Source organism: Streptomyces sp. NPDC014870 (assembly GCF_043081505.1).
Lineage (GTDB): Bacteria > Actinomycetota > Actinomycetes > Streptomycetales > Streptomycetaceae > Streptomyces.
The window spans coordinates 362,253-375,296 of sequence record NZ_JBIBWQ010000002.1 but is presented as its reverse complement, the minus strand read 5'-3'; the positions used below and the strand labels follow the sequence as shown (position 1 = coordinate 375,296).

9 protein-coding genes are annotated in these 13,044 nt (G+C 72.9%); 1 reads left to right on the top strand and 8 read right to left on the bottom strand.

All coding sequences use genetic code 11. From position 1 onward, the window contains the following. Nucleotides 1-76: 76 nt before the first annotated feature. The 7 genes from ACF09C_RS06290 to ACF09C_RS06260 form a co-directional block, all read right to left on the bottom strand. A complete protein-coding gene (locus tag ACF09C_RS06290) occupies nucleotides 77-1,903 on the bottom strand; it encodes a CocE/NonD family hydrolase (protein WP_392089313.1) in 1,827 nt (608 codons plus the stop codon). A gap of 100 nt (nucleotides 1,904-2,003) precedes the next feature. Then, nucleotides 2,004-2,936: an LD-carboxypeptidase gene (locus tag ACF09C_RS06285; RefSeq protein WP_392089311.1), complete on the bottom strand. Its 933-nt coding sequence runs from the start codon at nucleotides 2,934-2,936 to the stop codon at nucleotides 2,004-2,006. After that, complete coding sequence (locus ACF09C_RS06280) at nucleotides 2,933-4,954, bottom strand: S9 family peptidase (protein WP_392089309.1); 2,022 nt, start codon at nucleotides 4,952-4,954, stop codon at nucleotides 2,933-2,935. The genes ACF09C_RS06285 and ACF09C_RS06280 overlap by 4 nt, the downstream gene beginning before the upstream one ends. A 57-nt stretch (nucleotides 4,955-5,011) precedes the next feature. After that, entirely contained in the window at nucleotides 5,012-6,361 is a 1,350-nt protein-coding gene (locus ACF09C_RS06275) for a M20/M25/M40 family metallo-hydrolase (protein ID WP_392089306.1), read from the bottom strand. Continuing rightward, nucleotides 6,354-7,187, bottom strand: coding sequence for a M55 family metallopeptidase (locus ACF09C_RS06270; protein WP_362409954.1), 834 nt, complete (start codon nucleotides 7,185-7,187; stop codon nucleotides 6,354-6,356). The genes ACF09C_RS06275 and ACF09C_RS06270 overlap by 8 nt, the downstream gene beginning before the upstream one ends. Before the next feature lie 99 nt (nucleotides 7,188-7,286). Then, on the bottom strand, nucleotides 7,287-8,453 hold the full coding sequence (locus tag ACF09C_RS06265) for an MFS transporter (protein WP_392089304.1): 1,167 nt from the start codon (nucleotides 8,451-8,453) through the stop codon (nucleotides 7,287-7,289). A 117-nt stretch (nucleotides 8,454-8,570) separates the two neighbouring features. Beyond that, on the bottom strand, nucleotides 8,571-9,167 hold the full coding sequence (locus tag ACF09C_RS06260; RefSeq protein ID WP_392089301.1) for a TetR/AcrR family transcriptional regulator: 597 nt from the start codon (nucleotides 9,165-9,167) through the stop codon (nucleotides 8,571-8,573). 154 nt (nucleotides 9,168-9,321) lie between these two features. Between ACF09C_RS06260 and ACF09C_RS06255 the strand changes: the two genes are divergently transcribed. After that, complete coding sequence (locus ACF09C_RS06255; RefSeq protein WP_392089300.1) at nucleotides 9,322-10,374, top strand: hypothetical protein; 1,053 nt, start codon at nucleotides 9,322-9,324, stop codon at nucleotides 10,372-10,374. 33 nt (nucleotides 10,375-10,407) lie between these two features. Here ACF09C_RS06255 and ACF09C_RS06250 read toward each other — a convergent pair whose 3' ends face one another. Further along, entirely contained in the window at nucleotides 10,408-12,807 is a 2,400-nt protein-coding gene (locus tag ACF09C_RS06250; RefSeq protein WP_392089298.1) for an MFS transporter, read from the bottom strand. Nucleotides 12,808-13,044 lie beyond the last annotated feature (237 nt).

Sequence of the window (13,044 nt, the reverse complement as noted above, 5' to 3'; positions counted from 1 at the left end):
CGGCCCGCTGCCCGCAGAGTGGGAAAAGAACAGGTAAAGAACGACCGAAGGTCGCGTGAATCCACCCTTCTGGCTGCTAACCCACCCGGCCCTTGACAAGTGGCAGCTCCAGGGTGCCGGTGTCCGCGGGCGCGGCGGTGACGATCACCGGCTTCACACCGCGGTTCCCGGCGTACGCGTCGTCGCTCGCGGCGATCACGAACTCCAGCCGGTGGCCCGCCTCGTAGCGGTGGGCGATGCCGGGCAGTTCGACCGTGAACGGCCGGGTCACGTCGGGCACGCGCACCGGCGCCACGAGCCGGTTGACCAGGGTCTTCGTCCCGTCCGGCGCGACGTCGTAGAGCTTGGCGAAGAGCACGAGCCGGTCGGCGGCGTCGCCCGAGTCCTGGACCCGCTCGGCCTTCGGGGAGACGACCCGGAGGGTGGCCTTCGGGGCGCCGACGAGGTCGACGGGGGCGGTCAGCGGGGCGCTGGTCCAGGCGAGGTGGGTGCCGGCGAGGTCGTACGGCTGCGGGTCGGGCAGGCCGATCAGACCGGCGAGCGAGGACTCGGAGTGGCTCGTGGGGACCGGCCAGTTGGTGTAGGCGCGGGAACCGCGGGCGACCTTGGCGCGGTTGTCGACGAGCTTGCCGTCGCCGGAGAGGTAGAGCTTCTGGCTGAGGGCGGGGACGCGGGCCGCGGTGCCGTAGCCGCTCTGCCAGGAGCGGTAGTAGGCGAACTCGGCGCCCGTGTCGGCGGCCGCGTCGCGCCGGAGGTGGCGGTCGAACCAGGCGAGGACGCGCTGCCCGACGTAGCTGGTCTCCAGGTTGCCCTGCCCGAGGTCGAGTTCACCGGGGGCCTGGCCTCCGCTGTGGCCCCAGGACTGCCAGATCATCTTGGTCTCGACGCCGCGCGCCTGGAGGCGCTCGTAGGTGTCCTGGGCTTCGTTGAGGGTGAAGAGGCTGTCGGCCTGGCCCTGGACGATCAGGGTCGGCGCCGTGACCCGGTCGAGGTAGGAGACCGGGGAGACGCTCCGGGCGAAGTCGAGCATCTTCCTCGTCTCCGCGGCGGGGTAGCGGCCGGAGTTGAGGAGCCGGACGGTGTCGCAGGCGTCGGTGACGAAGTGCCGACAGCGCAGGCTGTTGATCCGGGAGGGGTCGAGAGACGGGACGAGCAGCGGCTGCCCCTCCCCCATCAGGTAGAAGCCGTTGGCCCACTGCCATTTGAAGACGCCGGGGGTGGCCCGGTCCGCGGCGTTCGGGGCGAGGGAGTACGCCAGGTCGTTCCAGGTGATGAGCGGGACGAGCGCGTCGAGGCGGGGGTCGACCGAGGCGGTGGCGAGCTGGATCGCGCCGCCGTAGGAGCCGCCGACCATGCCGACGCGCGGGTCACCCGCGCCGTCCCGGACGACGAAGTCGGCGCGGATGCCGTCGTCGGCCGCGCGGGTGCCGCCGAGGAAGTCGAGGAGCCGGGCGGCGGCCTGCCCGTCGATACGGGGGTCGTCGAGGGAGATCAGGCAGCCCGACCTGCCGAAGCCGAGCCCGGAGTAGACGAGACCGACGTACCCGCGCTCGGCGAACGCCTTCCCGATGGCGTCCGTGGACCCGTCCGTCTTGCTGCCGCCGAAGCCGTTGGTGGCGAGCACGGCCGGTGCGGGGTGCGCCGCGTCCACCCCGGCCGGCCGGTACAGGTCGGCGTCGACGCCGCAGGTGCGCCCGCCCGCCTCGACGGTGAACGTCAGCGGGGTGACGGTGTACGTGCCGGGCTCGGCGCCCTGCGCGCGGCCCGCCGCGGCGAGCGGCGCCGCAAGGGCTGTGGTCGCGGCCAGGGCGAGGAGCGTGCGGGACAGCGGCAGCGCGCGGGACACGGACACGGGGGCCTCCACACTGAGGATTTCCGACTGGTATGCACCGAGCGGGCCCATGGTGTGACACGTGTCAGACCGCGTCAACGCGTCGGACAGCGGTTGTTGACGGAGATTCAGTGAAGGAGTGCGGTGGGCGCGGGCGGTCCGGACGCGCGCCTCAGACGAGCGCCGGCACGTCCAGGGTCAGGGTCGCCGACTCCGCGTCGAGGACCCCGGGAACGCCGAGCGGGACGGTGAGCGCGGTCTCGCTGTGGCCGAAGCCCAGTTCCTCCACGACCGGCACGCCGAGGCCGCCGAGCCGGTCGGCGAGGACCGCGCGGACATCCTCGTAGGGTCCGCACTCCTCCCAGGAGCCCAGGGCGACGCCCGCGACGCCGGCCGGCCATCCGGAGCGCAGGAGTTGGGTGAGGATGCGGTCGAGCCGGTACGGCTCCTCCCCCACGTCCTCCAGGAGCAGCAGGCCGCCGCGGGCCGAGGGACGGGCGTGCGGGGTGCCCAGCTCGGCGGCGAGGAGGCTCACGCAGCCGCCGAGGGTCACGCCGTGCGCCCGGCCGGGGGCCAGCGGGCGGGCGGTGGGGAGGCCGAGGGTCCGGACCGACTCGGGCTCGAACAGCGTGGCGCGCAGGGACTCCTGGGTGCGCGGGTCCTTGAGGAACGAGGCCGCCGCGACCATCGGGCCGTGCAGGGTCGCGAGACCGGCGCGGACGGCGAACGCCTCGTGCAGGGCGGTGACGTCGCTGAAGCCGACGAACACCTTGGGCCCCGCGGAGCGGATCGCCGGCCAGTCGAGCAGGTCCACCATCCGCTGGGCGCCGTAGCCGCCGCGGGCGCAGAGCACGGCGGAGACGTCCGGGTCGCACCAGGCCTCCTGGAGGTCCCGGGCCCGGTCCTGGTCGCCGCCGGCGAGGTATCCCAGCTCCCCGTGCGTGTCGAGGACATGGGGCGCGACGACCGGTTCCAGGTCCCAGCCGCGCAGGATGTCGAGGCCCGCGACGAGCCGGTCCTCCGGGATCGGCCCGCTGGAGGCGACGACGGCCACGCGGGCGCCGGGGCGGAGCCGGGCGGGCCGGGTCAGCGCGGTCACGGTCATTTCCTCAGCTCCAGCGGGGGCACGTCGGAGCGCACGACGCCGAAGGTCTGCGCGTACAGCGAGAGTTCGGCCTCCAGGGCGCGGATCATCGTCTCGGCCCGGCGGAAGCCGTGCCCCTCGCCCTCGAAGGCGAGGTACGCGTGCGGGACGCCCCGTCCCGCCATCCGGGCGAGGAAGCGCTCGGCCTGCGCGGGCGGGCAGATCACGTCGTCGAGGCCCTGGAGCAGCAGGAAGGGCGCGGAGATCCGTTCGACGTGGTCGAGCGGCGAGCGCTCCTGGTAGCGGGCGGGCACCTCGGCGAGCGGGCCGACGAGCGACTCCAGGTACCGGGACTCGAAGTCGTGGGTCTCGTCGGTGGCCCAGCCCAGGAGGTCGAGGATGGGGTAGATGATCGTGCCGCAGGCGTAGACGTCGGAGGTGACGAGGGAGGCGGCGGTGGTCCAGCCGCCCGCGCTGCCGCCCCGGACGGCGAGCCGGGCCGGGTCGGCGGTGCCCTCGGCGGCGAGGGCCTCGGCGACAGCGGCGCAGTCCTCGACGTCGACGACGCCCCACTGCTCGCGCAGCCGTTCGCGGTACGCGCGCCCGTAGCCGGTGGAGCCGCCGTAGTTGACCTCGGCGACGCCGATGCCCCGGGAGGTGAAGTAGGCGATCTCCAGGTCGAGGACGAGCGGGGCGTGCCCGGTCGGCCCGCCGTGCGCCCACACCACGTAGGGCGGCAGCTCCTGTCCCGACGGGGTCCGGTCGGGGCTGTGGGGCGGGTAGACGTGGGCGTGGATCTCGCGGTTGTCGGGCCCGGTGAAGGTGCGGATCTGGGGCTCGGGGTAGTACGACGGGTCCACCGGGTCGTCGTGGGCGGAGCCGAGGACCCGGGCGCGGCCGGTGCGGGTGTCGAGCTCCACGACCTCGTACGCGCTGCGCGGGCTGGCGGCGACGCCGACGACCCGGGTGCCGTGGACGGCCAGCGTGGCGGCCCACTCGGTCCACGGCCCGGCGGTGTCGACGAGTTCGCCGCTGTCGGGGTCGAGTATCCCGAGGGCGGTGGCGCCCTTGCCGTGGATGACGGCGACGAGCCCGTTCTCCAGCGGCTGGAACCAGGTGAGGCCGATCTTCCAGAGCGGCCCGCCGAACTCCTCGGGCCGCGGGCACAGGGCGACCGGCTCGCCGCTGCCGTCGGCGCCCGTGCTCGTGCCTGTGCCCGTGTCCGTGTCCGTGCGGTAGAGGTTCCACCAGCCGCTGCGGTCGCTGACGTGGAGGAGCTGTCCGCCGGCCGACCAGCCGACCTGCGGAACGGACTCCTCGGGGCCGCCGGCCACGGTCCGCGCCGGGCCGAAGGTGCCGTCGGGGGCGACGTCGGCGAGGAGGACCTCCGTGCCGTCCCAGGGCATGCGGGGGTGGTCCCAGCCGATCCAGGCCGCCTGCCCGCCGTCCGGGGAGAGCCGGGGTCCGGTGACGAACCGGTGGCGTCCGTCGGAGAGTTCGCGGATCGCGGCCCGGTCGTCGACGGCCGAACCGTCGAGGGGTACGGCGGCCAGGACCCGGCGCACGTCGGTGGGGGCCGGGCCGGTGAACTCCTCCAGGACGCACCAGACCTCGTCGCGCTCGGGGTGGATGAGCGGGTCGACCCAGCGCAGCCCGCCGCCGACGGCGGAGACGGGGGTGAGCGGCCGGGGCCCGGCTTCGGTGGGGGCGTCGGGCTCGTACGCGTACAGCCGCTGGTCGGCGAAGTCGACGAAGACGAGGAGCGGGCCGCCGTCCGCGCGCGCCCGTCCGGCCCAGGGCAGTCCGCCGTACTCGATGACCCGGCTGCGGACGTTCCAGGGGGCCGGGAGCACCGACTCCTCGGTGCCGTCGGCGCGCCGGCGGACGAGCGCCCGCCGGCCGCCCTCGGTGGGGCGGGGCGCGGTCCACCACACCTCGTCGCCGACGAAGCCGACGTACTCGGGCCGCCCGTCGTGGCGGGCGGCCAGCGCGGCGTCGATCGGGGAAGGCCAGGTGCCGTAGGGGCCCGTGGGTACCATCGCGACTTCCTTTACACGGACTCGGGCGGTGGAACGAGAACTCGAACCCGACGCAACCTACGCCGACTTCAGGTAGTGGTCGAGGACCCGGACGCCGAAGTGCAGGGCGTCGACGGGCACGCGCTCGTCCACTCCGTGGAAGAGCGCCGCGTAGTCGAGCTCCGGGGGCAGTCGCAGTGGGGAGAATCCGTAGCCGGTGATGCCGAGCCGGGAGAACTGCTTGGCGTCGGTGCCGCCGGACATGGCGAACGGCACGACGTGCCCGGCCGGGTCGAAGTGCTCGACGGCCGCCCGCAGTCGGGCGAAGGTCGGCGAGTCGACCGGGGCCTCCAGGGGGACCTCGCGGTGGTGGTACTCCCACGCGACGTGGTCCCCGGTGAGCAGGTCCATCGTCGCGGCGAACTCCTCCTCGCCGCCGGGCAGTGTGCGGCCGTCGATGTACGCGACGGCGCGGCCGGGAATGACGTTGACCTTGTAACCGGCTTCCAGCATGGTCGGGTTGGCGCTGTTGCGCACGGTGGGTTCGACGAGCGCGGCCGCCGGTCCGAGCTTCTCCTGGAGCGTGTCGACATCGAAGTCCCGGGCGGTCACGTCGGTCTCGATGCCGTACAGCGCGGCGAGTTCGGTGAGCGCGGCACGGACGGTCGGGGTGAGGCGGACGGGCCAGCTGTGGGCGCCGATCCGGGCGACGGCTTCGGCGAGCCGGGTGACGGCGTTGGCGGTGTTGACCTTGGAGCCGTGTCCGGCCCGGCCGTGCGCGGTGAGCTTGACCCAGGCGGTGCCGCGCTCGCCCGCCGCGATCGGGTAGAGCGTCATGCCGGGCTGCGGATGGAAGCTGAACGCGCCGGACTCGCTGATGCCTTCGGTGCAGCCCTCGAAGAGGCCGGGGTGGTGTTCGGCGAGGAAGCCCGAGCCGTCCTCGGCGCTGGCCTCCTCGTCGGCGGTGTAGGCGAGGACGATGTCCCGGCGGGGCCGGATGCCCTGGCGGGCCCAGGAGCGGACGACGGCGAGGACCATCGCGTCCATGTTCTTCATGTCGACGGCGCCGCGCCCCCAGACCACTCCGTCGCGGACCTCGCCGGAGAAGGGGTGGACGGCCCAGTCGGCGGGCTCGGCCGGGACGACGTCGAGGTGACCGTGGACCAGGAGGGCGTCGGCGGACGGGTCGGTGCCCTCGATCCGGGCGACCACGTTCGTCCGGCCCGGTGTCCGCTCCAGGAGGGCGGGCTCCAGGCCGGCGGCGGCGAGCCGCTCGGCGACGTACTCGGCGGCGGGCCGTTCGCGGCAGTCCCCGCCGCCCCGGTTGGTGGTGTCGATCCGGATCAGCTCGGAGGTGAAGGTCACCACCTCGTCGAGTGCCGCGCTGTCGAGCGCCGCACGGTCCAGGCTCGGGACGGGCTCAGCCATACTGCTCCTCCACCGCTGCGGAGACGATCGTGGTGACCGCCTTGAACGTGCGAATGCCCTCGTACATCGTCGCGCTGGTGTACGCGACGCGGCGCTCGCCGCTCCGGGCCACCCCGGGGACGACGGTCGCGGCGCCGGCCAGGTGCTCGGCGTCGAACTCCAGCTCGACGGTGAACGGCCCGGCCGCCACCGGCTCGTGTCGTACGGCGAGGGCGACGGCGTCCTTCGCGGCGGCCCGGATCTCGCTCGCCGTGCGCTTCGGGGTCCTGCAGACCGCCGCGTACCGGGAGACGTAGTCCTTGACCGCGACCTTGCGCGACTCGGGCGCGTAGCCGAGGGCGTCCTCACAGGTCAGGTCGTCCCCCGTGACGAGGACGACGGGCACGCCGTACTCCGCCACCACATGGGCGTTGAGCAGCCCCTCGCTCGCCCTGACTCCGTTCAGCCAGACGCCCGTGAGGGAGTTGGGCAGGTAGGTGTGGGCGAGGACACCCTCGGTGCCGGCGCCGGTGTGATAGCCGATGAACGCGATGCCGTCGACGTCGCCGTGCTGCACCCCCTCGACGATGGACAGGGTCTTGTGCCGCCCTGTGATCATCTCGGCCCGCTCGTCGAGCTGTTCGAGCAGCAGGTTGCGCATGGACCAGTGCGCCTCGTTGATCAGCACCTGGTCGGCGCCGCCGTCGAAGAAGCCGAGGACCGCCGCGTTCACGTCGGAGGTGAACATGGGCCGGCACCGCTCCCATTCCGGCGTCCCGGGCAGGACGTCGGCGGGCCAGGTGACGCCCGTGGCACCCTCCATGTCGGCGCTGATCAGGATCTTCACTAGCCTTGTCCCCTCACGTTCGGTGACGACGACGCTCCTGCGGCGTCACGTTACGCCGCGAGGTAGGGCCAGGCCAGGACCCCGCAAAGGTTTAATGGTCTAGACCTCTATGAGGGTGCGGTCACGGTCGGGGCGACGGGCACGCTCGGGCAGCAGGGACAGCAGACCGAGGACGGCGAGCCCCGCGCCGAGCCAGAGCGGCGCGCGCAGCCCGCGCGCCTCGACGAGGAGGCCGCCGACGGACGAGCCGATGATGACGCCGAGGGTGATGAAGGAGGAGTGGACCGTGTTCACGAGCGGCCCGGCGTTGCCGGCGCGCTGGACGCGGGTGACCATGGCCGGGTTCATGGTGACGCCCACCAGGCCGATGCCGGCCATGAGGAGCACGGCGGCCGGGCCGAGGTCGGCGAGGAGCGCGAAGCCGCCGAGGAACAGGGCGTTGAGGGCGAGCCCCACGACCTGCACGCCGATGGTGGCGCGGTCCGCGAGCCGGCCCACGACGGTGTTCCCGACGACGGTGGCGGCGCCATAGAGGACGAGCAGGAGGGGCACGGCGCCCTCGTCGAAGCCGCTGACCTCGGTGAGGATCGGGTTGAAGTAGCTGAAGGCGGAGAAGGTCGCACCGATGATGAGGGTGCTGGTGACCAGCGCCGACCAGAGCCGGGGCCTGCGGAAGACCCGGACCTCGGCGCGCAGCGAGTCGCCGCCGTTCCCCGGCAGCTCCAGGTCGGGCACCCCCACCGCGACCGCCGCGGCGGCGAGCACCGCAAGGACCGCGATCGCCCAGAAGGCCGCGCGCCAGCCCAGGTGCCCGCCGATGAACGTCGCGAGCGGGAGCCCGAGGAGGGTGCCGAGCATCAGGCCGTTCATCGCCGCACCGATGGCCCGGCCGCGGATCTCCTCCCGGGTCAGCGCGGAGCAGACGGAGAGGGCGACACCGAAGAAGGCCTGGCTGGCGACGCCCGTGACGACGCGCGCGGCGACCATCGCCCCGTACGAAGTCGCCGTCGCGGCGAGCAGGTTGCCCGCCAGGAAGACACCGAAGAGCACGAGGAGCGCGGGCTTGGGCCGCAGCCTGAGCACGGCGACGGTGAGGAAGGGTCCGCCGACGGCCATGGCGACGGCGAAGGTGGTGATGAGGTAGCCGATCTGCGGGACGGTCGCGTCGAGCCCGGCCGCCATCTGCGGCATGAGGCCCGCGACGACGAACTCGCTGGTGACCATGGCGAAGATGCCGATGGCCAGTACGTACACGGCGCGTGGCACGTGGGTTCACGTCCTTCATTGCTCGGGTCCAGTTTTGGACTGATCAGTACGAAACAGGGGTGCGGGACCGCGCGGCGGAGCCCCGGAGGCCCCGCCGGTCACGTGCGCCGGGGGGTGTCAGACGGTCAGGGCGTCCAGCGCGACGGCGGCGATGGACTCGATGACGGCGCGATCGGCGCCGTTCTGCGCGGAGACCCGCATCCCGGCCACGGCGGCGGCGAAGAACCGCGCGAACTCCTCGGGCCTGCGGGCCCGCGAGAACACGCCGTCGCTCTGTCCGGCGGCGATGGTCGCGGTGAGCGCCGCGAGCCGGCGCTCCTGGTCCCGGCCGAGGAGCGCGGCCACCTGGGCGTCCCGCCCGGAGAGCTCGACGGTGGTGTTGACGCCGAGGCAGCCGATGCCGATCCCGGCCCTGCGATGGGTCTCCTCGATCGCGACGACCGATGCCATTACACCCTGCAGCCGGTCCGCGGGCGGCAGCGACTCGTCCTCCAGGAGGGCGAGTTGCTCGCTCGTGGTCATCTCGGTGTAGCGCGTCAGCGCCCGCAGGAACAGGGCGTGCTTGCTGACGAAGGTGTTGTAGATGGAGCTGCGCCCCAGGCCGGTCGCCTCGCACAGGTCCTGGGTGGAGGTGGCTTCGTAGCCCTTCTCCCAGAACAGGTGCATCGCGGCATCCAGGGCGCGCGCCTCGTCGAACGTCTTCGGGCGTGCCATGCGAGCACCGTAGCAAGTATTGGACTGCACGGTCCAATACTCTTCCGGCCAGCATGCCCGCGTTGACCCGAAATCGGGCGATATCCCGTCAACGCGTACGTATAGGCTGGCCGCTGCAGTTTTCCGCCCGCCCCCTACGCCAGGAGACCTCTCGGTGACCACCGTGATCGCCCCCTCAGCAGCCGCCACCCCCGAGGCGACCGACTTCGTCGTCCAGGACGTGCCCGACGTGGTCGTGCGGGACGCCCGGGAGTTCGGGGTCTACGCCCGGACCGGCGGCTGGGCGTTCGCACTGAAGGTGGCACGGAGCGTGCGCCCGGGCGGGCAGGCGGCCGACGAGTCCGGGAAGGTCTCCGCGAAGGCCTTCGCCGAGCTGGCGGAGTGCTCCCCGGAGCGGGTCATGCGCTTCTACAAGGCCTGGGACATGGCCGCCGACGACGGCCTCGTCCCGCAGTTCGAGGCGCTGGCCCCGGGCGAGGCCATCGAGCTGCCCGAGGCCGACGTCTGGCTCTCGTACTACTCCTCCCGCTCCAGCGCCTCCTCCGTACGCGGGCACGCGATCACCGCCGCAGCCGAGGCGGAGGGCATCCGGCCCACCAAGGCCCTTGAGGTCGCCGAGAACCCGACCGCCCTGCGGGCCGCGATCCTCGCCGACCCCGGCACGGCGGAGGCCGCGCGCGGCGCGCTGCTCGACCGGATGAAGGACGACCCGGCCCTCCAGACCGAGATGGCCCGCGCCATCGCCAGGACCGGCGACCTGAAGAAGGCCGTCGCGAACGAGGCCAAGGCCGCCGACCGGATCGGCTACGTACGGCAGATCGTGGAGAACGGGCAGATCAGGACGCCCGCCGGGCAGACGGTCGAGGCACCCGCCGCCCTGCGGGCGGAGGCCGAGCGGCACCTCTCCCTCATCGACGAGCTCGACGACGCCGAAGAGGCGGGCGAGTGGGCCGGTGAGGCGTACGACGCGGTGAAGGTCATGGTCGCCGAGGCCGTGGAGGCGGACCCCGCGCTGCGCGTCCAGGAGCGCCGCACGAAGTTCTACAACAGCCTGCAGAAGGCGACGAAGGTCTTCGAGGAGCTGACCCTCGACGAGGTCCTGGAGGAGGACGTCATGGAGGACGACATGCTCCAGCGCCTCGAAGCCCTCCAGGCGGCGATCAGCACCTGCATCGACACCCTGCGCAAGGCGACCGCCGCCTCCTGAGGGGCGCGGAACGCTCGGGCGGACCCGAGCCGGTCAGTCCTCGTGGCCGAGCTGCAGGTCGCGTTCGGTGCGTCCGCCGCCCGCGACCTGGAGCACGGTGGCGACCGGCGGATAGCCGGCCGCGATGACCGTGTACTCGCCCGAGGACAGGTCGACGAAGCGGAAGGTGCCGTCCGGTCCGGTCGTGAGGGTGTCGACGACATTGCCGGCCGCGTCGAGGAGCGTCACCCGCGCGTCCTCGACGGGCCGGCCGCCCCCGGCCCGTACCGTCCCGCGCAGTACGGCCCCGCCCGCCAGCTCGATGTCCTGGCGGGTCTCGCGGGAGGCCTGCACGCTCACCGGCAGCGCGGCGGGCCGGAAGGCCGGGGCGCTCGCGGCGAGCGTGTACTCCCCCGCCACCAGCTCCGTGATCACATAGCCGCCCTCGCGTCCGCTGCGCGTGGAGGCGACGACCTCGCCGCGTACGTCGGTCAGGGTGACCGCCGCGTCCCGTACGGGAGTTCCGTCGGCGGTCACGACGCAGCCGGCCAGCCGTCCGGCGCCGCCGAGGACCACGTCGAGCTCCACGGGCCGTTCGCCGACGGTGACGGAGACGGCCTGCGGCTGGTGGCCGCCGGCCGCCGCGATCAGCACGTACGAGCCGGGTCCCGGCACGCTCAGCGCGTACCGCCCGTCCTCGCCGCTCCCGCCACGGCCGATCTGCCGCCCCTGGACGTCGATGAGGGTCAGCGCCGCCCGTGGGACACGGCTGCCGTCGTGGTGCTGGACCGTGCCGCAGACGGGGAGTCCCGCGGTGTACGCGGGGGCGGCGGCCGCGCGGGCGCGGGGCACGGCGGTGGGGGCCTCGGTGGTGGGGGTGTGGTGGGACACCAGCGGTTTCTCCTTGAGGAAGAAGGCGAGGACGAGGCCGAGCACGAGGACCGGCACGAGGTAGAGGAAGATGCGCGGCATCGCGTCCGCGTACGCCTGGATATAGGCGTCGCGCAGCGCGGGCGGCAGGGCGTGCACCGTCTGCGGGGTGATCGATTCGGCGGCGGGCAGCGGGGCGCCCGCCGTACGCGGCAGGGAGTCGGCGAGGGCGTCGTCGAGGCGGGCGGCGAAGAGCGTGCCGAAGACGGCGGCGCCGACGCTGCCGCCGATCTGCCGGAAGTAGTTGTGGGCGCTGGTGGCGGTGCCGAGGTCGGCGGGGCGGACGGAGTTCTGGACCGCCAGGATCAGGACGGGCATGACCAGGCCGATGCCGATGCCGAGGACGGCCTGCCAGAGGCTGTGGTGGAGACGCGGGGTGTCGGTCTCCATCCGGGAGAGCAGCCACATGCCGACGACGGAGATCGCCCCGCCGGCCACCGGGTAGATCTTGTAGTGGCCGGTGCGGGTGATGAGCTGTCCGGAGACGATCGAGGCGAGGACGATCCCGCCCATGAGGGGCAGCATGAGGAGGCCGGACTCGGTGGCGGTGGCGCCCTCGACCATCTGCAGGAAGGTCGGCAGATAGCTGGCGGCGCCGAAGAGCGCGATGCCGACGACCGCGCCGACGAGGCTGGTGACCGTGAAGACCGAGTCGCGGAACAGCCGCAGCGGGATGAGGGGTTCGGGGGCGACATGCTCGACGACGAGGAAGAGCAGGGCCGTTCCGGCCGCGCCCGCGCCGAGGCCGATGATGACCTTGGAGTCCCAGGCGTACTCCGTACCGCCCCAACTGGTCAGCAGGACCAGGCAGGTGGAGGCAGCGGCCAGCAGGACAGCGCCGAGGACGTCGAGCCTGGCCCGGCTCTGCGGCTTGGGCAGTTTGAGCACGACGGCGACGACGGCGAGGGTGACGAGCCCGAACGGCACGTTGAAGTAGAAGCACCAGCGCCAGGAGACGTGGTCGGTGAAGAAGCCGCCGAGCAGCGGGCCCGCGACGGAGGCGAGACCGAAGGCGGCGCCGATCAGACCCATGTAGCGGCCGCGTTCCCGGGCCGGGACGATGTCCGCGATGATCGCCTGGACGCCGATCATGAGCCCGCCGGCGCCGACGCCCTGGACGGCCCGGAAGGCGATGAGTTCGTCCATGGAGCGTGACCAGCCGGCCAGCGCGGAGCCGATGACGAAGACGACGATGGCGAAGAGGAAGACGCCCTTGCGGCCGAAGAGGTCGCCGAGTTTGCCGTAGATCGGCAGGCCGATGGTGGCGGTCAGCAGATAGGCGGTGATCGCCCAGGACATCCGGTCCAGGCCCTGGAGTTCGCCGACGATCTTCGGCAGCGCGGTGGCGACGATCATCTGCTCCAGGGCGGCGAGCAGCAGGGCGAGCATCAGGCCGAAGAAGACGAGCCGGACGCGGCGGGGGTCGAGGGTGCCCTCCTCGGGCGGAGGCGGTGGAGCCTGGCCGGCGGGCGGACCGTCCGCGACGCGCGGTACGTCGTCCTTCGCCAGCGTGATCGCACCCACGTGCTGCTCCCCTCGTCACGACTTCAGCGCCGCGCCATTCTTCGCATTGGGCGCGAAGCGGGAGCAAGTCGGACGGTACGGAAGATCAGCGCGGGCCAAGATCGCGAACGGGCCTGCCGCACGGCGCACTTGGGGCGCTCATCAGCGTATTTGCGGAGAGGCACGCGACCCCCGCGTGCGCGGGGCGCTCGTGCGGGGGTCGCGGGAAAACCACTCGAATCGGTGAGCGCGGGGGCG